Here is a 19,147-nt window from a genome sequence, read left to right on the forward strand (position 1 = left end):
GTGCGTCTAGCCGAGCTTGGCGACCATCACGCAGGCATCGTCCTCACGCTCGCTCTCGCCGAACTCCTCGACGATCGACCGCAAGCAGTCCTGAGCACTGCGGGAGGCGGCGAATCGAGGGGCGAGAGCGAGCAGTCGGCCCACCCCGGACCCGTCACGAGCATCGGCCCCCCGGGTCAGCCCGTCCGTGTGCAGCACCAGCAGATCGCCGGGGAGCAGCAACGTCTCCGCCTGTTCGTACGCCGCCCCGGGCGTGGCCCCGAGCAGCACGCCGTCCGGCGGTGTCAGCGCGTGCCCCACCCCGTCGCGGAACAGCAGCGGGGCGGGGTGCCCCGCCTGCGCCCAGGACAGCGTCCGGGCCGCCGCATCGTAGTGACAGCACACCGCACTGCCGAGCGCGGGCTGCGCCGAGGACTCCAGCAGCTGATTGAGGTGCCCCATCAGCGGCCCCGGGCTGATTCCCGCCACCGCCAGGCCGCGCAGCGCACCCAGGAGCATCGCCATCGTCGATGTGGCGGTCACCCCGTGTCCGGTCAGGTCACCGACGCTCAACAGGGTGCCTCCGCCGGGCAGTTCGAGCGCGTCGTACCAGTCCCCGCCGATCAGCGCGCTGGTCGCGGCCGGCAGATAGTGGCCCGCCAGATCCAGGGCCGCCGGCCCGTCCTGGGGGAGCGTGAGCGATCCCCGCCACGGCGGCAGGACCGACTCCTGCAGCTCCACCGCGATCCGGCGCTCGGCCCGGTCGATGTGCTGCTGCCGGGCGAGCGTGTCGCGGGTCTCGCGGACCGTGCGCTGTGTCCGGCGCAGCTCGCTGACATCTCGTAAAACCGCCCACATCGAGGCGGTGCAGCCGTCGGAGTCGAGGACGGGCTCGCCCATCATGTGGAGCGTCCGGACGCGGCCGTCGGTGCGGACGATGCGGAATTCGCCGTCGATCGGCTTCCCGTCGATCAGGCAGTCCGTCACCATCGCGGTCAGCAGGCTCTGGTCCTCGGCGAACACCATCGAGGGCAGCTCGTCCAGCGACATCGGACCGCTCTGCACGGGTCGGCCGAAGATCTGGAACAGCTCGTCCGACCAGCTGACCTCGTCGTTGAGCAGATTCCACTCGCCGCTGCCGACCCGGCTGAGCAGTGAGCCGGTACGCGGCGCCACCTCGTCGTAGGGACCCGGCTCCTCGCCGTCCGTGGCCCCGGGCGCCTCGGCCCCGGAGGCGGTGTCGGGGAGCGTCGGCAAGCCCTCCCGGAGCTGACCCAAATGCGTGCCCAGATCGTCGAGTTGATGGACCGCCAGATCACACAGTGCCCGCTGCCAGCGCACCTGGGGGTCGTCCTCGTCCACCACCGCGTCGCGCCGCACCGCGTCCACATCTCCACGCAGCCGACGGGTCTGCGAGATCAACTCGTCCACGGTGCCGCGCCGGGGCGGCTGTGGGGCGGGACGGTCCGCGAACAGATGGGACGGCATGTCGAACTCCGATGCAGGCTGCGGCGCGGCCAGGTCTGAAGAGGGGGACCGGTTACGACTGTTGCACAGGGAGCGAGTGCACGTAAGGGATTTGGCAACACTCGATACGGTGGTGCTTCTGGCATATGCCAACGGCCCTGTGGCGGGTGGTGAGGCCCTCCGCCGGCCGGCGCAGGCCCCCTGCTCCGGAGCATGATGTCACGTCAGCCACCCCCGAAAGCGCGGGCTCCATGCCTTTCCCCACCCATACCCCGACGCGCACCCTCGCACCCGCCCGGCGGGCTCGCTCACCGTCTCGTACACCGCACATCAGTCGGACGCTCTGAGCGCCACGGTGCCCGGGAGATATTCCCGCGACTCATGCACCGGCAGCGTGCGCACAGGCCCTGTCCGGCCGATCAGGGCGGACAGGGCGGACAGGGCTCAGGGGGTGCCGGGCAGGCGGGAGAGCCGGACCACCGGGATGTCGCGCTCCGTGCGCTCCTGATACGTGGCGAACGGGGCGAACACCCCCACCAGATGTGGCCACACCCGTGCCTTCTCGGCCGACGGCAGTGTCTCGGCGCGCGCCCGGAAGCGCTCCGTGCCCACCCGCAGCACCACTTCGGGCTCCGCGACCAGGTTCACGTACCAGAGCGGGTGCCGGTCGGCACCACCGTTGGACGCGACGATCAGATGGTCGCCGCCGTCCCGGCCGTAGATGAGGACCGTGCGACGCCAGGTGCCCGAGCGCCGGCCCCGGTAGTCGAGCAGCAGACACGGGGCGCCGTGCAGCGTCGTGCCCCGGGTGCCACCCGACCTCTCGTACAGACGTGCCTGGTTCGCGACCCACTCGGTCGGTGTGAGTAACGCTTCCGCGTCGTGATCCGTCATGATCCCACCGTAGCCCCACCTCCGGCCTCCCAGGCGATCGAGAAGCCCCGCGGCCCCCGCGCCGGCACCGCCCCGTCGCCCCGCGCGCACACCGTCGCCGCCACCCCGGCGGCGTACGCCAGCATCCTGGACGCCCCCTGCGCGCCCAGCCCTTCCGGCCCACCGCGCCGCAACAGCCCCGCGGTGCCCAGCCATGCGAGCACCCCGGCCATGAACGAGTCCCCCGCGCCAATGGTGTTGACCACCTCCACCGGCACCGCCCGCACGGACACCGATCCGCCCGACGGCAGGAACGCCGCAGCCCCGAGCGCCCCGCGCGTCAGCACCACCAGCCGCCCCTCGTCCGCCAGCGCCCGCGCCGACTTCTCCGGCTCCGTGCCGGGCCACAGCCGCGCGAGGTCCTCGTCGCTGGCCTTGACGACATGCGCGGCGGCGCACAGCCGCCGCAGCACGGCGGCGTCGTCCCCGCGCACGTTGGGGTCCACGACCAGCAGCCCGTGCCCCGCCGCCGCCCGCGCCGCGGCCGCCACCGCGCCCGCCGCCGGTTCGACGACCGCGGCCAGCCCGCCCACGTAGACCGCGCCGAAACCGGACAGGTCCTGTGCCGTCAGGTCCGGCAGCCGGAACGTGGCGGTGTCCCGCAGATGGAAGTGGTAGCTGTTCCCGTCCGGCCCCGGGTCGGCGACCGCCAGCGCCGTCGGTGCCGAGGAGCGCGCGCACAGCCCCGTACCGACGCCCGCCGAGCCCAGCCACTCCTCGACGATCCGCGCGAAGCCGTCGTCACCGAGCCCGCCCGCGAACACCGTCGGAGTCCCCAGCCGCGCCAGCCCGACGGCGACGTTCGCCGGAGCCCCGCCGGGCTGCGCACGCCACATGCCCGGTGCCCCCTCAGGGCCCACCACCGGTACGAGATCGACCAGGGCCTCGCCCAGTACGAGGACGGTGCCAGGCCCGCCCGTCACGGCTCCACCACGATCTTCCGGCCGAGGCCCGCCCGGAACCGGTCGATCGCCTGCGGATACTGCTCCAGTGGCAGCCGGTCGCTGATGAACACCCCCGGGTCGAGCACCCCCGAGGCGAAGAGCGCGGCGGCCCGCTCGTAGCTGTGCAGCACCGCCATCGACCCGGTGATGGTGATCTCCTGGTTGTAGATCCGGTACGGCTCGATCACCGCTCGCGCCGCGTAGTCGCTGACCCCGAACTGGAGGAACGTCCCGCCCTTGGCGACCCGCCCCAGCCCGTCCTGGATCGCCGCGGCGTTCCCCGTCGCGTCGATCACCACGTCCCAGCCGCGCGGCGCCCGGTCGAGTTCCTCGGCCGACGCGGCGGCCCCGGAGCACCCCAGCAGCTCCGCCGTGGCGAGCCGGTCCGGATTGATGTCCAGGACGTCGACCCCGACGGCCCCCGTGCGCTTGGCGAGCTCCAGCATCATCAGCCCCATCGTCCCGGAGCCGTAGATCAGCACCTGGGCGCCGAGCGTGCCGCGCAGCACGTCGTAGCCGCGCACCGCGCACGACAGCGGCTCGATCAGCGCCGCGTCGCCCACCTCGATGTGCTCCGGCAGCCTGACGCAGTTGGCGACGGGAGCCACCGCGAACTCGGCGGCGCCGCCCGCCGTCGTGACCCCGATCGCCCCGAACCGGTCGCAGAGGTTCCCGCGGCCGACACGGCAGTAGCGGCACTCGTGGCAGGGCAGGGACGGGTCGACGGCGACCCGGTCCCCGACCGCGACCTCGCTGACGTCCGCCCCGGCGGCCACCACCACCCCGGCGAACTCATGACCCGGCACGATCGGCAGCGTGGGCGCGAACTCCCCCTGCAGAATGTGCAGATCGGTCCCGCACAGCCCGCACGCCGCCACCTCGACGACCACCTCACGCGGCCCCGGCGCCGGGTCGGGCACGGACACGACGGACACCTTGCCGGGGGCTTCGACGATCGCTGCCCTCACTTCACGGCTCCCAGGGAAAGGCCCTGGACCAGCTTGTCCTGGGCGGCGTAACCGGCGACCAGCACCGGCAGGGACACAACGACGGACGCCGCACACAACTGGGCCAGGAACAGCCCCTGGCTGGTGACGACCCCGCTCAGGAACACCGGCGCCGTCTGGGCGACGACCCCGCTCAGCACCCGCGCGAACAACAGCTCGTTCCAGCTGAAGATGAAACAGATCAGCGCGGTGGCGGCGATCCCCGGCCCGGCGACCGGCGCGACCACCCGCGCGAGCACCGTCGGCAGCCGCGCACCGTCCACCTGCGCCGCCTCGATGATCGAGACCGGTACGTCGGCGAGGAACGACTGCATCATCCACACCGCGATCGGCAGGTTCATCGACGTGTACAGCAGGACGAGCAGCCAGATGTTGTCCAGCAGGCCGGTGTTCTTGGCGAACAGATAGATGGGCAGCAGACCGGCGACGACCGGCAGCATCTTCGTGGACAGGAAGAAGAACATCACGTCCGTCCACTTGCGCACCGGCCGGATCGACAGCGCGTACGCCGCCGGCAGCGCCAGCACCAGGACCAGCAGCGTCGAGACGACCGACGCCGTCGCGGAGTTGATCAGCGGCGGCCAGGGCTGCGGGCCGCCGCCCTCGCCGAAGAACTCGCGGTAGCTGTCGAGCGTGAGCGCGGCCGCCAGCGAGGGCGGGTTCGTCGCCGCGTCCGCCTCCGCGTGGAAGGACGTGAGCAGCATCCAGCCGGCCGGCAGACAGAATCCGATGCCCGCGATCCAGGCCAGCAGCCCCAGGGCGGCGTTGGAGCGCCGACGGCCCCGAGTGGCGGTGTTGACGTGCGCCATCAGCGCTTCACCTCTTCACGGAAGAGGGACGAGACCACCCGCAGCGCGAACGTCGCCAGCACCATCGTGCCGATCACGACGACCACGCCCGCCGCGGAGGCGAGTCCGTACTCATGGGCCTGATAGAAGGTCTGGTAGATCGTGTACGGGAGATTGGCGGTGCCCAGCCCCCCGGAGGTGATCGTGAACACCGCGTCGAAGTTCTGCACGATGTAGATCGAGCCGAGCAGCACGCCGAGTTCGAGGTACCGCCGCAGATGCGGCAGCGTCAGATACCGGAAGATCTGCCAGGCGCTCGCGCCGTCCAGCCGGGCGGCCTCGATCATCTCGGCCGGCCGGCTCTGCAGCCCCGCGAGCAGGATCAGCATCATGAACGGTGTCCACTGCCACACCAGCGAGGCCTCGACCGCGACGAGCGGCATGTCCGAGACCCAGTCGGGCTGCGCGGGCTCCGTGTCGCCGAAGAGCCCCGCGAACCACGCCCAGGCCCCGTTGAACAGCCCGTACTCCGGGTTGTAGAGCGCGTGCTTCCACAGCAGCGCGGCCGAGACCGGCACCAGCAGGAACGGTGTGATCAGCAGCGTACGCACCACACCCCGGCCGGGAAACGTGCGGTCCAGCAGCAGCGCCAGCACCAGCCCGAGCACCACCGCGACGAGCACGACGGTCGCGGTGAGCAGCACGGTCGTCAGCACCGACTCGCGCATCGCGGAATCGGTGGCCACGGAGGCGTAGTTGGACAGTCCCGCGAAGCGGCGGGCCTGCGGGTCCAGCGAGTTCCAGTCGAACAGCGAGATCACCAGCGTCGCCACGAACGGCAGCTGGGTCACCACGATCAGGAAGACCAGCGCGGGCAGCAGCGGCGCGCGGGTGGCCCAGGCACGCGGGCCACCACGCCGGCGTGGTCGTGCGTGTACGGCGATGCGGGTGGACGGACGGGGAGCCGTCGTGACGGACGTACTCACCGGTACTCCTCGGCGACCTTCTCGGCGAGCTTCTGCGAGGCCGCCAGCGCCTCGGGCACCGACTTGCGGCCCGCGATCGCCGCGCTGATCTCCTGCGAGACCTTCGTGCCCAGATCGGTGAACTCCGGGATGCCGACGAACTGGATGCCCGCGGCCGGGCGCGGCTGGACCCCCGGGTTCTCCGGATCGGCGGCGGCGATCGCCTGCCTGGTCACATCGGCGAACGCCGAAGCGGACTTCACGTACTCGGGGTTGGCGTACGTCGAGGTCCGCTTCCCGGCCGGCACATCGGCCCAGCCGACCTCCTTGCCGACCAGCTCCTCGTACTCCTTGCCGGAGGCCCAGGAGATGAACTTCCAGGCGCTGTCGGTCTTCTTGGAGGCCTTCTGCATGCCCCAGGCCCAGGTGTAGAGCCAGCCCGAGCTCTCCGTCTTCTCCACCGGCGCGGGCACGTACCCGATCTTCCCCTTGACGGGGGAGTCCTTGGCCTCCAGCGAGCCGGCGCCCGCCGTGGCGTCGTACCACATGGCCGTCTTGCCCTGCGTCATGTTGTTGAGGCACTCGGCGTACCCGGCCTGTGCGGCACCGGCCTCGCCGTGCTCGCGCACGAGCTTGACGTAGAACTCGGTGGCCCTGGTGAACTCGGGGGAGTTCAGCCGCGCCTTCCAGTCCTTGGTGAACCAGGTGCCGCCCATGGTGTTGACGACCGTCGTCAGCGGCGCCATCACCTCGCCCCATCCCGGCAGCCCGCGCAGGCAGATGCCCTTCATGCCCTTCTCGGCACCGTCCGCCTTCGCCGCGAGGTCCGCGACCTGCTGCCAGGAGGGCTTCGCGGGCATCTTCAGGCCCTTCGCGGCGAACACGTCCTTGCGGTACATGAGGAACGACGACTCACCGTAGAACGGCTCGGCGTAGAGCTTGCCGTCCGCGGCCGTGAGCGAATCCGAGAGCGGCTTGAGGATGTCGCCCTGGTCGAAGGCCTTGTCCTTCGCGGCGTACTCGTCCAGGGGATGCAGCCAGCCGTTCTTCGCGTAGAACGGCACCTCGTAGTTGCTGATGGTGGCGATGTCGTACTGCCCCGCCTGGTTGGAGAAGTCCTGGCTGATCTTGTCGCGGACGTCGTTCTCCGGGAGCACCGTGAAGTTCACCTTGATGCCGGTCTCCTTGGTGAAGTTCGCGGCGGTCAGCTTCTGCAGCTGCACCATCGGCGGGTTGTTCACCATGAGTACGTTGACGGTGTCGCCGCCTCCGTCGCCGGTGGCGGTGCCACCGGCGCCGGCGCAGCCCGCGAGGAGCGCCGCCGCGGCCGTGACCGCGGTGAGGGCGTGGAGGCGGGCGCGTGGCCCGTGTGGTCGTCGGGTAGCGGACATGACTCTCTCCTTGCTCGTCCTGGGTGAGCTGTGGGGCATGCCGGACACCGCCCCGTAGGGGAGGGCCGGCGGTGCGGGAGGAATTCGACGGGCGGTGCCGTCAGACGCGGATGACCTGTGGCCCGAGCAGCGAGTACCGCTGGGCCTCCGCCGCGGGCAGGCCCGTGTCGGTGACGATCGCCTCGAAGTCGTCGACATCGGCGAACTTGCAGAAACTGACGGCCCCGAACTTGGTGTGGACCCCGGCGAACACCCGCCTGCGTGAACTGCGCACGGCCTGCGCCTTCACCTCGCACACGGCCGGGTCGGGCGTCGTCAGCCCGTGCTCCCGGGAGATGCCGTTCGCGCCCACGAACGCCAGGTCGATGACGAAGCCCGCGAGCATCCGCGTGGCCCAGTGGTCCACCGTCGCCATGGTGCCGCCACGCACCCGGCCACCGAGCAGCAGCACCCCGGTCTGCCCCGCACCGGCCAGGCCCGACGCGACCGCCAGCGACGCGGTCACCACCGTCAGCGGCCGGTCGCGCGGCAGTGCCTCGGCGATCAGCTGCGGGGCGAACCCCTCGTCGATGAACACGGTCTCCGCGTCCCCGAGGAGCTCCGCGGCCGCCGCCGCGATGCGCGACTTCTGCGGCACGTGGCGGGTGGTACGGAACGCCAGCGTCGTCTCGAACCCGGCGCTCTCCACCGGATACGCGCCGCCGTGCGTACGCCGCACGAGGCCGTGCTCCTCGAGCGTGTGCAGATCCCGCCGGATCGTCTCCTTGGCTACCCGGAACGCCTCGGCCAGACCGTTGACCTCGACGGCCCCGTCCTTGCGGGCGGCCTCGAGAATGCTTCGGCGACGCTCCTCGGTGTCCACGGCACACACTTCCTTGCTTCGGCTCCGCTGCGCCCGTTCGGGCCCATGCGTCGTTTCTACAAGCAGCGCAGGCGGCGGACCAGGCTCTTCGCAGCTGTCGCGGTGCCCGTTCATGCCCGTTTCCACGGCCCTGTCCGTGCAGGTGGCGGCCCGGATACCCACTCCCCGGTGGACACGGCGCTGCCCGATCACGCCGCGTGTCCGCCCGAACGGTGCCCGCGCTCCCCTGGGGACCTCCTGTCAGGGGCTCTCCTTGCGTACGTCGTCGCGCACGCCATCGCCCCCGTCGCCCACCGGCCCCGGCTCCCGCGCGGCCGCCGGGTCGAGGATGCGGGTGAGGAAGTTCCGCGTCCGCTCGTGCCGCGGGTCGCCCACCACCCGCTCGGCCGGTCCCTGTTCCACGATCACGCCGCCGTCCATGAACACCACCCGGTCGGCGACCTCCCGGGCGAAGCTCATCTCGTGCGTGACGACCATCATCGTCATGCCTTCCCCCGCCAGCACCCGCATCACCGCCAGCACCTCCCCGACGAGTTCGGGGTCCAGCGCGGACGTCGGCTCGTCGAAGAGCATGACCTCAGGGTCCATCACCAGCGCACGGGCGATGGCCACCCGCTGCTGCTGCCCGCCCGACAACTGCGCCGGATACGCGTCGGCCTTCTCGGCCAGGCCGACCCGCTCGAGGTTCTCCCGGGCCACGGCGGCCGCCCGCGCCTTGTCCCGCTTCAGCACCCGCCGCTGCGGCAGCGTCAGGTTGTCGGCGACGGTCACATGCGGAAACAGGTTGAACTGCTGGAAGACCATGCCGATCCGCCGCCGCACGGCGTCGATGTCCACATCGAGATCGGTGACCTCCGTGCCGCCGACGAAGACCTGCCCGGCCGTCGGTTCCTCCAGCAGATTCACACAGCGCAGCAGCGTCGACTTGCCGGAACCGGACGGCCCGATGACGCACACCACCTCGCCCCTGGCCACGTCCAGGTCGATGCCGCGCAGCACCTCGTTGTCCCCGAACGACTTGTGCAGCCCGCGGATCTCGATCTCGTTCTCTGCCATCCGGTCCTCACCTGGCCTTTTCCGTACGGGCTTCCAGCCGGCGCACGACGAGACTGAGCGGCACCGTCACCAGCAGATAGCACAGCCCGGCCACGAGGATCGGCGTCGAATTGGCGGTCTGGCTCGCCAGATCCCGGCCGAACTTCGTCAGCTCCCGCTCGTCCAGCGTGACACCGAGGAAGAGCACCAGCGAAGAGTCCTTGAACAGCAGCACCAGCTCGTTCGTGAGCGGCGGGATGACGATCCGGAACGCCTGCGGAATGATCACCGACACCATCGCGCGGGCGTGCGAGAACCCCAGCGAGCGCGCCGCCTCCATCTGCCCCTTGGGCACGGCCTGGATCCCGGCCCTGATCGTCTCCGCCATGTACGCGGCGGCGACCAGCCCCAGAGCGAGGGCGACCTTCCCGTACGTACCGCCGGGGATCTCCGTCCCCGGGAACGCCAGCGGTACCGCCACACCCACGAAGATGAAGATCAGCAGCGCGGGCAGCCCTCGGAACAGCTCGATGTAGACGCTCGCCACCCACCGGTACGGCGCGACCGACGACAGTCTCATCAGGGCGATGACCAGCCCCAGCACCAGACCGAACACGAAGCCGGAGAGCGTGTACACCACCGTGTTGCGCAGCGCGATGGTGATGATGTCCGGGAACAGCCGGCTCGCGAGGTCCTTCTGCGCGAACTGGTTCTGCAGCCGGTCCCAGTCGGCCATGACGGCGATCAGGACGACGACGGCGACGAACACCGCGTACTGGACGCCCTGCGACACCCGGCGCCGCTGGCGCCGGGTGAGCCGAGAGGTCACGACCGTCCCTGGGGCAGCGGACCGATCCACTGCTCGTACAGCTTGTCGTACGTGCCGTCCGCCTTGGCGTCCTTGATCGCCTTGTCGATCGCGGCCAGCAGCTTCGTGTTGCCCTTCTTCACCGAGAAGCCGTACTGCTCACCCGTCTCGATGTTCTGTCCGAGTGCGAAGGCGTCCGCGTTGGCCTTGTCCTTCAGCCACCCCTGAACGACGGGATAGTCGATGACGACGGCGTCGACCTGCCCGGTGCGCAGCCCGTTCAGCACGGCGTCCGAGCTCTCGAACGCGACCGGGTCGAAGCCCTGCGACTTCGCGTAGCTCTCGCCGGTCGTCTCCGCCTGCGCGCCGAGCTTCGCCTTCTTGGCCTTGACGTCGGCCAGTGACGTCAGCCCGCTCTTCTTCGTCGCGAGCAGCGCCTGGGTGGCGTCGAAGTACGGGACGGAGAAGTCCACGTTCTTCTTGCGCTCGTCGGTGATCGTCATGCCCGCGGCGGCGAGATCGCACCGTCCGGAGTTGAGGAACGCGCCCGTCTTGAAGTTCTCGAACGGGGTGTCGATGATCTCCTGCTGGACCCCGAGGTCCTTCGCCACCAGGTCGACGAGCGCCACGTCGAAGCCGACGTACTTCCCGTCCTTCTCGAACTGGAACGGCGGATAGGGCAGGTGCGTGCAGGTGGTCAGCTTCCCCTTCTCGACCACGGGCACCCCGCCCGCCGCCTCCCCGGGCCCCTCGCCGCCCGAGGAACAGCCGACGGCGAGCATCAGCCCGGCCACGGCGGCACCGGCTGAGGCGAGGTGACGCATGTGCCGGCCGCGGGGGCCGTCGGCAGTCCTGGACATGGTTGACCTCCATGGGCGCAGGTACGGCGGCGGCCTCCGGGCGGTGACCGCCGGCGATGATCGTATGCCACCGGCCCCGCGCCGTCGCGGAGTTCGCCGCACGCGTGAGCGGTCCACGGCCGGCATGGCGAGATTGTCCGGTTCGTATGTTCCGAGCGGCCGACGGGGGTGGGCATGCTCTGCCGCATGAGCGACCCGCATTGCTCGAAGTGCTGTCCGGTCGAGCCCGAGACCCCCGCGGCCCCGGAGCCCCTGCCACCGGCGGCGGTGGCGGCCGTGCTCCTCATGGCCCTGGTCGTCGTGGGCGGCTGGCTCGTGGTGATCTGGATGGGAACGTCGCTGTTCGGCGGCTAGGGCCTGTCTTGGATCAGCCCGGCAAGATCCGAAAGACAGCTGCTGGGCCCGCCGTCCGGCGCCGTCCGGGTGACCCCGCCCGGCGCGTGCGCGCGGGAGCGGAGCCATGGCACGGACCGGGCCGCCTATCGTGCGCCCATGGACCCCATGGACCTGGACGCGGATCTCGACGGACTCGGGGCCGACGAACTCCTGGCCGAAGTGAAGCGCCTGCGCGCGGCGATCCGTACGCATCGCGACAGCTCCGGCCACGCCCTGTGCTGGCACCACCCTCAGCTGTGGGGCCGGCTGCCGGAACCCATGGACCCGCAGGTGGCCGTGCCGCCGTGGCCCCGCTTCATGCGCGGCTGCGTCGCCTACCGGGAGTCCCTCGAGCGCGAACTGCCCGACGCGCCCGTGGACGACCGCGAGTACGGGGAGTAGCGCAGGGGGCGGACCGTGGGCGGGACGCTATCGGCGGACCGCCCGCAGCACGCCGATCTTGTCGATCCGGTGCTCGGGGTTGCTCTTCTCGTCACACCAGAAGTTCCCGTCCGCGTTGTCCTCCGGCGTCGCGCAGGTCGAGATCGTGATCATCGCCTTCGTGGGGCGCTCACCTGGGCGGCCGGGAACCGCGGCCCGCTGCTCGGCGAGCGACCGCTCGGACCGGAAGGAGGTCTTCCTGGTCCCGGTGATCACGTACTCGTAGACCGAGCCGCCCGCCGTGACGAGCACCGGATCACCCTTCTCGACGGACGGCAGCATCCGCAGCGGCCCGCCCGCGGACAGCCGGTGCGCGGTGACCAGATAGTTGCCGACCTCGCCGGGCCCGACCCCGCCACCGGCCCCGTACGGACTGGCGGCCACACCCCGGTCCTGGATCCGCGTCCCCGGCCAGTCGTCGGTCGTCCCCTCGTACGGGACCACACGCAGGCCCTCGAGCCCGATCGACGGAATGCTCACCGAGGCGCCACGGCCCTGCGTGCTCGCCCTGGTCGCCGTCGTCCCCGGAGCGGGCCGCGGGGACGCCTTCGGCTCGGGCGGGAGCAGCACGGACGACGCCCGCGTCGTCGATGCGGGGCCGCGCCCGTCCGGCGAGCAGCCGACGAGTGCGACGGCGAGCGCCCCGACGAGCGCGACGGGAACAGCGCGTATGACAGACATGACGCTCCGGATGCAAAAGCAGGGACCAGTCCCCTCCCCGCAACCGGCAACACCTGCATTCGGCCAACTGTTCCCGGCAGGCTCTCTTGCCCGGGTCCGGCCGGTGGAACATGATCGGCCGGATGGGCAACGTCTACGACGACGAACGGCTGGCCTGCGCCTACCAGAGCGGCAACGAGATGCCCGCCGCCTCACTGCGTGCCTGGACCCGGCTCATCGGGTCCTTCACCGCCCACCCGGCGCCCGCGATCGTGGAGATCGGCGCGGGAACCGGCATGTTCTGCGCCGCGATGGCCCGCTGGCTGCCCGCGTCGGTCGTGGCCGGCGTCGACCCCTCCCTGGCCATGCTCGCCGATGCGCGGCGCTTCAACGCCGGTCCGCGGGTGCACTACATCGCGGGCGCCGCGGACGCCGTACCCACGCGCCCCGGCGTGTTCGACCTCGCCCTGCTCTCGCGCGTGATCCACCACCTCCCCGACCGGGGCCGGGCGGCGGACGAACTGGCCCGGATCCTGCGACCGGGCGGCGCGGTGGTCATCCGGACCACCTTCCGGGAGCGGCTGGACGCGCGCGTCTACGACTACTGGCCCCGGCTCCTGGAGGTGGACATGGAGCGCTTCCCGTCCCGCCGGCAGGTGCTCGCCGACTTCGCCGCCGCGGGCTTCGCCGTACGGGAGGTCACGTCCTTCGCCCAGCCGGTCACCAGCAGCCTGCGCGCGTACCACGCGCGGATGCTGTCACGCCCCCAGTCGAAGTTCACCCACCTCACGCAGGCGGAGTTCGAGGCGGGCCTGCGCCGCTTGCAGGCCGACGCCGCGGCCGAACCACTCGGGAGTCCTGTCCCGGTCGTGGAGCGGTACGACGTCGCGGTGCTGACCGGCCGCCGAGTTGAGCATGTGCGGAGTTGAGCATGTGCCGAGTTGAGCATGTGCGGACTTGGGCATGTGCGGACTTGGGCATGTGCCGAGATGAGTATGTGAGGACGAACGAGCTGAGTACGTCGTCCGATTCCCCGCCGGGTCGTCGCTGTTCGAATAGGAGTCATGATCTCCGACGCACGGCGGCACCCCCGCATCCAGCACGTCACCGCCGCCGGCGCGGCCCTGGCCGTCGCCCTGCTCCCGCTGGTCGTCGGCGTACTGCTGGCCAAGGCGATGGCGGCGGATCCGCTGACGCCGGTGAACGCGATGATCACCAGCGGTGGGCACCGGGCGTCCATCTCGCCGCGGCAGTTGCGCGCGCTGCGCCGCCGTAAGCGCTCCGTCTGAGGCGTGTCAAGACACGCCTTTGCGTGCCTTTCTCCCTTGTGTCTGTTTCGCGGATGGTTGCCGTGGCGCGGCGGTCCGGCCGGAATGACCGGCCCGTCGCCGCGCACCATCAGGCAACGAGCAAGGAGAAATGATCATGAACGGAACGATGACGCGTCGTACCGTGGCGACCGGGCTGGTGGCCCTCATGGCCGCGACGGCCATATCCCAGCTCCAGGCGCCGCCCGTGGCACAGGCCCACGCGCCCCGGGCACTGGTCCAGAACGTGCCCCCGCAACAGTGGTCGCTGAAGTTCGACGGCCCCGCAGACACGAACGTGCCGTTCGCTCTCTACAACCAGCGCGAGAAGGACCACCTCCACCACGGCCCACGCCGCTGGGGGATCGCGCTGAAGTGGAGCGCTGCCCCCAAGACCGAGTGGAAGTTCGTGAAGTGCGATGCGGTGACGGAGTCCAGCCCCATCCACCATGACGAGGCACTCGCCCTCTACAACACGAAGACCAAGGAGTACGTGGAGTACAAGAAGCGCAAATACGGGATCAACCTCGGCTGGTCCAAGAAGCCGAACTGCCAGTGGAAGGTGCGCGGTGACTCCGCGGGGGCGAAGATCGGTGGTTCCTCGCAGGTGAGCAACGCGATGCTCTACAACACGGTGGTGAAGGACTACATGGTCAACAACTGGCGGCCGGTGGGAGTGAACCTCCGCTGGTACACGTACCCCTTCGAGGCTCAGGTACTGGATTACGCCACCCAGGGAGTCTGCTTCGTGGGGAAGCTGAGCAAGGCGGCACAGGGCACCTGTGAGGCACTCAAGGCGCTGCGCGAGTTCGAGAAGCGCATGGGGTACCCCTCGTCCACGTACACCCCGCTGTCCAAGGTGTGACACCGGCCTGACCAGGCCCGACCGGGCCCGGCCCGTTTCCGGCGTCGTCCGGCACCGATCGACTCGACGGTGCCGGACGACGCCGGTGCCGTACGCGCGGGGGAAATTCCCGCCCGAAGTCCTCGGAAAGGTGTTGGTCCGGGAGGGCGCCCCGGCTCACAGGAGTGTCAGACCCGGTACGGGTGCACATCCCCCGTCCGGCCGCCGCTCCTTCCGAAGGAGGCAGCCATGCGCCTCGCCGACACCACCCAGTCCCGGTCCCGCACCGCGCCGGTGCCGGACCACTCCCGGCGCGCGGCATGCCAGGCCATTCTCACGCTGCCCGCACACGACGAGTCCGTTCCCGCCGCCCGCCACTTCACCGGCGATCTGCTCCGCCGCTGGGGCCTCGCGGAGGACACGCGGGACTCCGCCGAGCTCATCGTCGACGAGCTGGCCGCGAACGCGGTCCAGCACGGCCACGCGGACATGACCGTGCTGCTGGCCCTCGGCCCGGACGAGCTGCACATCGCGGTGGCGGATTCGGGTGAGGCTGTCCGGCACATCGATCCCCGGTCGGCCATGGCGCCCGACGAGCACGGTCGCGGTACGGGGATCGTGGAGTTCCTCGCCGTATGGACCGAGGTCCGGGACGGCGAGAAAGGCCGCCGGGTCAGCGTGGGCCTGGGCATCACCCCGGATCACTGACCGCGGGCAAGGGCCGGGCCCCGCACCACCAGGTGGTGCGGGGCCCGGCCCCTGCCGTCGCGTCCCCCGTTCCGGGGAGGCGACCACGTCTCACGGTTCCAGGGCCACGGCCAGCCGGATGAGTTCGGCGTGGCTGTGGATCCCGAACTTGGCACGGACTCGACGCAGGTAGGAGTCGACGGTGTGGACCGATATTCCGATACGTCGCGCCGTCGCACCGTACGTGTGTCCCCGGGCGATGTGCCTCAGGATCTGCTGTTCCCGCAGAGAGAGTGCCGGGCGGCGGGGGGACGTGATCGCGACCGGCTGTACGTCGTCATGCATGGTGACTCCCTTGTTTCGGCGGCATCTGGCATCCGCGTTCACCTGCAGGAGCCACGAGGGGCCCGGGTACCAGCAGATTTCGCAGCACGATTTCCGGCTACTCGATGACCGGCTCGTCAGGAGGCAGGGGCGTGACCGTCAGATCCGGCCTGAACGGAGGCTTGACGGGCCGGTCGGGCGGGTTCTGGGGCACGGGTACGCGGGTGCGGGGTGGGATCGGGGGCTTGTCGGGCTTCGGCACCGGCGGGAGATCAGGCACCGGCGGATGGTCCACTGGCGGCGGGTTCGGCGGTTCATCAGGCACCGGCGGTTCATCAGGCACCGGCGGTTCATCAGGCACCGGCGGATGGTCCACTGGCGGCGGGTTCGGCGGTTCATCCGGCGCCGGCGGCGTCGGTGGTACCGGCGGGAGATCGGGCTTCGGCGGCTGCGGTTCGTTCGGCTTCGGCTGCTCGGGTGATACCGGCCGATTCGTCAGACCCGGCCGCACCGGTCGATCGGTCCGCTCCGGCTGATCCGGAACCGCCGGCGGCTCCGGGGGCGCCGTCGGGCGGTCGGGCAACTGCGGGGCCGTATCCCGCACCGGCGGTGACACGCCAGGTGGCCGCGGGCCGATGCGCGGGATGGTGGCACCAGGCTGAAGCGTCTCGCCCGGGCCGAGGGTCCTGTCGCCGACGACGTCTCCCGGACGCAGCGTCACGCCCGCCGGCACGGTGGCCCCCGGGGTCAGCGATGCCTTGGGGGCAGGGCGCTCGCGGTCCGTCGGCTCCTCGGCCGCGTTCACCCACAACACTGCGACGCCGACTAGCACGGCCGCCGTCCCCGCGCCCACGAAGGCCGCCGTGCGCGGGGACGAGCTCAACCCTCGTGACCACCGGTCACGGGGCCGGGGGAAGCCCTCCGCATCGAAGCCCGCCGCCCGGTCGCTCACCTCCCGCCGGTGTCCCTCCCGTCCTGGCTCGAAGGCGGAATCGAGCACCCGCTCCCGCAGGGACGACGGCAGGACGGGGAACGGCAGCAGCGTCAGCAGCGCCGAGGCGCGGACCTCGCGGCGTTTGCGTTCACCGCAGATCTCGCATGCGCCGATGTGCCGGGTGATCCGTTTGCGCAGGAGCACCGTCATCGTGCCGTCCCAGCCGTCGAGCATCCCGGCCAGCTCGGTGCAGTCCCCGCGTCCCCGCCGCGCGACGACCACGGCCGCCACCGAGGTCTCCAACTGCTGCCGGGCCCGGGACAGCAGGGCGTGCGCGTGGTTGAGCGACACCCCGAGCGCGGCCGCCAGGTCCGCTCCCTCCAGTTCCTGACGCAGGGCGAGTTCCAGCACCTCACGTTCAGGCGGATTGAGCCCGCCGTAGGCGGACCAGACCAGCGAACGCAGCTCTTCGCTCCGCAATTCCGCGTCGAGATCGACACTCTCGTCGCCCACCTCCGCGGCCTCGTCGAGCGCGGTGGTGCGCCGCGCGCTGCGCAGCTGGTGCAGGCATTCGTTGCGCGCGATCGCGTAGAGCCACGGACGCAGCCGCCGGGGATCCCGCAGCTGGCCGATGCGCTCATGGGCGAGGACGAAGGTGTCCTGCAACGCGTCGGCGGCCGCGTCGGGACTGCGCAGGACGGAACGGCAATAGCCGAAGATGCGACCGGCGTACGTGTCGTACGCCGCTGCCAGCCCGCTGGGGTCGGCAGCCCGCATGGCCGCCACCATTCCGGGGTCGTCCATGCACTCACGGTAACCGTCACCTGCGAGCCGGGCATCCCGGCCCGGTCCCGCGATGGCATTCCCGCCCCGTCGGGCCCCGCCCGCGCCGACGGTCTCGGTGGCCGATTCAGTAGCCGATGGTGAAGCGGCGCTGGACGAAGCGGGGGAGCTCCGCCTCGTCGACGAGCGCGACGGCGGCGTCCTCCATGGAGATGCGGCTGCGCCCGTCCGCGTCGAGGACCGGCTGATCGCCCCCTGTCCGGAACCGGCCCGTGCGCTCGCCGGGGGCGATGTCCTCCGCCGGGCTGAAGTACGTCCACAGCCGGTTCGACGTGCGCAGGACGTTCAAGGCATCCCGATGGCCGCGGACGGCGGCGGCGTACTCCCTCGGCAGGCCGAGGGCTTCGAGCTTCGCGTGCAGGAGTTCGCCGGAGTCGGCCAGCACGAGTCCGGGCTCGAGCTCCAGGCTGCCGGCGCCGCCGATGACGATGAGCCGGGTGCGGGGATGGCTCTCCAGCGCTTTCAGCAGTGCTCGCGCGGCGGTGGCGTAGACGGTGGGGTCGGCGATCGACCGTGCCACCGTGTCGACGATGTCCCTGGTGCCGTTCCCGGGCTGGAATCCGCTGATCAGCACGTCAAGGCCGGGTAGGGCGGCGGCGACGCTCCCGGAGTCGAGGACGTCGACGCTCTTCCAGGTGACGTTCTCGCGGTGATCGTCGATCTGTGTGGCGTCGCGGCTGAAGGCCGTGACGTGGTGCCCCCGCCCGAGGGCTTCGGTGACGACCCGACTGCCGATGCCGCCCGTGGCGCCGATGACTCCGATGCGCATGGCTCTCCCCAATAGCTGTGTACGCCGCAACATCTTCACGACGTAAGAAAACTATACGCCGTGAAGTAACTGCACGTCGCTCACTCAGGTGACGCTGTAGAGTCAGCCACTGTGGGAACGATCAGGGGACGCCGCGAGCGACTACGGGCCGAGACGACCGCCGAAATCAAGCAGGTCGCGCTGGAGTTGATGGCCTCGGGCGGGCCCGACGCGATCACTCTTCGGGCCATCGCCCGTGAGATGGGCATGACCGCCAACGCCATCTACGGCTACTTCGCCACGCGCGACGACCTGGTCACCACTCTGATCAACCACGTGTACACCTCGCTGGCCGACACCGTGGACGCCGCCTGGGACGGCGCGCCCGCCCAGGACCCCGGCGCCCGGATCCAGGCATGGGCCCGCGCCTTCCGGAACTGGGCCCTGGCCAACCCCGAGGGATTCCGCCTCATCTACGGCGATCCCGTTCCCGGCTACCGGCCCCCCGAGGGCGGCGCCGCCCCGGACGCCGCCCGCCGCGTCTGCACCGGCATCACCGCACTGGCGGCCGCTGCCTGGCCGCACGCCCAACACCGCTACGCGGACAGCGACTTCGCATGGACCGACTTCGACACCGGACTCCTCGACAAGGTGCGCCCCGCCTTCCCCGACCTTCCCCCGGCCGCCGTCGCCCTCGCCCTGCGCATCTGGAGCCACCTCCACGGCCTGGTGTCACTGGAGATCTACGGCCATCTTCGGACCCAGGCGCTCAGCCCGGACAAGCTCTTCCGCGAGGAACTCGCCCAGCTGGTCAGGTCCTTGGGGATCACACCGCGGAAGTGACGGCAGGAGCGGTACGGCTCTCGCCCCGCCCACGCGGCCGGATGCATCCGGCTCGATGTATCCGACTCGATAGATGTCCTACGCCGGAGCCGGAGCCGCAGT

22 protein-coding genes are annotated in these 19,147 nt (G+C 70.8%); 7 read left to right on the plus strand and 15 right to left on the minus strand.

Going from position 1 to position 19,147, the window contains the following annotated elements; all coding sequences use genetic code 11:
- Nucleotides 1-6 precede the first annotated feature (6 nt).
- From ABT342_RS27310 to ABT342_RS27360, 11 genes are all read right to left on the minus strand, one after another.
- On the minus strand, nucleotides 7-1,467 hold the full coding sequence (locus ABT342_RS27310; protein ID WP_351579258.1) for a PP2C family protein-serine/threonine phosphatase: 1,461 nt from the start codon (nucleotides 1,465-1,467) through the stop codon (nucleotides 7-9).
- A gap of 423 nt (nucleotides 1,468-1,890) precedes the next feature.
- Nucleotides 1,891-2,340 carry a nitroreductase family deazaflavin-dependent oxidoreductase gene (locus ABT342_RS27315; RefSeq protein WP_351579261.1) on the minus strand — a complete coding sequence of 150 codons (450 nt, stop codon included), beginning with the start codon at nucleotides 2,338-2,340 and terminating at the stop codon, nucleotides 1,891-1,893.
- The gene (locus ABT342_RS27320; protein WP_351579264.1) at nucleotides 2,337-3,302 is read right to left on the minus strand and encodes a PfkB family carbohydrate kinase; all 966 of its coding nucleotides are present in this window, start codon (nucleotides 3,300-3,302) and stop codon (nucleotides 2,337-2,339) included. Before ABT342_RS27320 ends, ABT342_RS27315 begins: the two co-directional genes overlap by 4 nt.
- The gene (locus ABT342_RS27325) at nucleotides 3,299-4,291 is read right to left on the minus strand and encodes a zinc-dependent alcohol dehydrogenase family protein (RefSeq protein ID WP_351579267.1); all 993 of its coding nucleotides are present in this window, start codon (nucleotides 4,289-4,291) and stop codon (nucleotides 3,299-3,301) included. The genes ABT342_RS27320 and ABT342_RS27325 overlap by 4 nt, the downstream gene beginning before the upstream one ends.
- On the minus strand, nucleotides 4,288-5,139 hold the full coding sequence (locus ABT342_RS27330) for a carbohydrate ABC transporter permease (RefSeq protein WP_351579270.1): 852 nt from the start codon (nucleotides 5,137-5,139) through the stop codon (nucleotides 4,288-4,290). Before ABT342_RS27330 ends, ABT342_RS27325 begins: the two co-directional genes overlap by 4 nt.
- Nucleotides 5,139-6,104, minus strand: coding sequence for a carbohydrate ABC transporter permease (locus ABT342_RS27335; protein WP_502965627.1), 966 nt, complete (start codon nucleotides 6,102-6,104; stop codon nucleotides 5,139-5,141). The genes ABT342_RS27330 and ABT342_RS27335 overlap by 1 nt, the downstream gene beginning before the upstream one ends.
- Nucleotides 6,101-7,474, minus strand: a complete 1,374-nt coding sequence (locus ABT342_RS27340; RefSeq protein WP_351579272.1) for an ABC transporter substrate-binding protein — start codon at nucleotides 7,472-7,474, stop codon at nucleotides 6,101-6,103. The genes ABT342_RS27335 and ABT342_RS27340 overlap by 4 nt, the downstream gene beginning before the upstream one ends.
- Nucleotides 7,475-7,574: 100 nt before the next feature.
- Nucleotides 7,575-8,336: a DeoR/GlpR family DNA-binding transcription regulator gene (locus ABT342_RS27345; protein WP_351579275.1), complete on the minus strand. Its 762-nt coding sequence runs from the start codon at nucleotides 8,334-8,336 to the stop codon at nucleotides 7,575-7,577.
- A gap of 240 nt (nucleotides 8,337-8,576) precedes the next feature.
- Nucleotides 8,577-9,392 (minus strand): amino acid ABC transporter ATP-binding protein, encoded by an 816-nt coding sequence (locus ABT342_RS27350; protein WP_351579278.1) that lies wholly within the window; start codon nucleotides 9,390-9,392, stop codon nucleotides 8,577-8,579.
- Between the two features lie 7 nt (nucleotides 9,393-9,399).
- Nucleotides 9,400-10,200, minus strand: coding sequence for an amino acid ABC transporter permease (locus tag ABT342_RS27355; RefSeq protein WP_351579281.1), 801 nt, complete (start codon nucleotides 10,198-10,200; stop codon nucleotides 9,400-9,402).
- Nucleotides 10,197-11,039 (minus strand): ABC transporter substrate-binding protein, encoded by an 843-nt coding sequence (locus ABT342_RS27360; RefSeq protein WP_351579284.1) that lies wholly within the window; start codon nucleotides 11,037-11,039, stop codon nucleotides 10,197-10,199. The genes ABT342_RS27355 and ABT342_RS27360 overlap by 4 nt, the downstream gene beginning before the upstream one ends.
- A 186-nt stretch (nucleotides 11,040-11,225) precedes the next feature.
- Here ABT342_RS27360 and ABT342_RS27365 point away from each other — a divergent pair, with 186 nt between their 5' ends.
- On the plus strand, nucleotides 11,226-11,393 hold the full coding sequence (locus ABT342_RS27365) for a hypothetical protein (RefSeq protein WP_351579287.1): 168 nt from the start codon (nucleotides 11,226-11,228) through the stop codon (nucleotides 11,391-11,393).
- A gap of 138 nt (nucleotides 11,394-11,531) precedes the next feature.
- Nucleotides 11,532-11,816, plus strand: a complete 285-nt coding sequence (locus tag ABT342_RS27370) for a hypothetical protein (protein WP_351579290.1) — start codon at nucleotides 11,532-11,534, stop codon at nucleotides 11,814-11,816.
- A gap of 27 nt (nucleotides 11,817-11,843) precedes the next feature.
- On the opposite strand, the gene ABT342_RS27375 is transcribed toward ABT342_RS27370, so the two are convergent.
- Nucleotides 11,844-12,536, minus strand: a complete 693-nt coding sequence (locus tag ABT342_RS27375) for a sortase domain-containing protein (protein WP_351579293.1) — start codon at nucleotides 12,534-12,536, stop codon at nucleotides 11,844-11,846.
- 122 nt (nucleotides 12,537-12,658) lie between these two features.
- Here ABT342_RS27375 and ABT342_RS27380 point away from each other — a divergent pair, with 122 nt between their 5' ends.
- From ABT342_RS27380 to ABT342_RS27395, 4 genes are all read left to right on the plus strand, one after another.
- The gene (locus ABT342_RS27380; protein WP_351579296.1) at nucleotides 12,659-13,444 is read left to right on the plus strand and encodes a class I SAM-dependent methyltransferase; all 786 of its coding nucleotides are present in this window, start codon (nucleotides 12,659-12,661) and stop codon (nucleotides 13,442-13,444) included.
- Nucleotides 13,445-13,579: 135 nt separating this feature from the next.
- Nucleotides 13,580-13,804 carry a hypothetical protein gene (locus ABT342_RS27385; RefSeq protein ID WP_351579299.1) on the plus strand — a complete coding sequence of 75 codons (225 nt, stop codon included), beginning with the start codon at nucleotides 13,580-13,582 and terminating at the stop codon, nucleotides 13,802-13,804.
- 136 nt (nucleotides 13,805-13,940) lie between these two features.
- The gene (locus ABT342_RS27390) at nucleotides 13,941-14,687 is read left to right on the plus strand and encodes a hypothetical protein (RefSeq protein WP_351579302.1); all 747 of its coding nucleotides are present in this window, start codon (nucleotides 13,941-13,943) and stop codon (nucleotides 14,685-14,687) included.
- A 228-nt stretch (nucleotides 14,688-14,915) separates the two neighbouring features.
- The gene (locus tag ABT342_RS27395) at nucleotides 14,916-15,374 is read left to right on the plus strand and encodes an ATP-binding protein (protein ID WP_351579305.1); all 459 of its coding nucleotides are present in this window, start codon (nucleotides 14,916-14,918) and stop codon (nucleotides 15,372-15,374) included.
- Between the two features lie 90 nt (nucleotides 15,375-15,464).
- Here ABT342_RS27395 and ABT342_RS27400 read toward each other — a convergent pair whose 3' ends face one another.
- From ABT342_RS27400 to ABT342_RS27410, 3 genes are all read right to left on the minus strand, one after another.
- The gene (locus tag ABT342_RS27400) at nucleotides 15,465-15,698 is read right to left on the minus strand and encodes a response regulator transcription factor (protein WP_351579308.1); all 234 of its coding nucleotides are present in this window, start codon (nucleotides 15,696-15,698) and stop codon (nucleotides 15,465-15,467) included.
- 97 nt (nucleotides 15,699-15,795) lie between these two features.
- Nucleotides 15,796-17,415 (minus strand): RNA polymerase sigma factor, encoded by a 1,620-nt coding sequence (locus ABT342_RS27405; RefSeq protein WP_351579311.1) that lies wholly within the window; start codon nucleotides 17,413-17,415, stop codon nucleotides 15,796-15,798.
- Nucleotides 17,416-17,521: 106 nt separating this feature from the next.
- A complete protein-coding gene (locus tag ABT342_RS27410) occupies nucleotides 17,522-18,223 on the minus strand; it encodes an NAD(P)-dependent oxidoreductase (RefSeq protein ID WP_351579314.1) in 702 nt (233 codons plus the stop codon).
- Nucleotides 18,224-18,334: 111 nt separating this feature from the next.
- Here ABT342_RS27410 and ABT342_RS27415 point away from each other — a divergent pair, with 111 nt between their 5' ends.
- Complete coding sequence (locus ABT342_RS27415; RefSeq protein ID WP_351579316.1) at nucleotides 18,335-19,045, plus strand: TetR/AcrR family transcriptional regulator; 711 nt, start codon at nucleotides 18,335-18,337, stop codon at nucleotides 19,043-19,045.
- Nucleotides 19,046-19,147: the final 102 nt, after the last annotated feature.

The sequence above is a fragment of the Streptomyces sp. NPDC000410 genome (assembly GCF_040300305.1).
Lineage (GTDB): Bacteria > Actinomycetota > Actinomycetes > Streptomycetales > Streptomycetaceae > Streptomyces.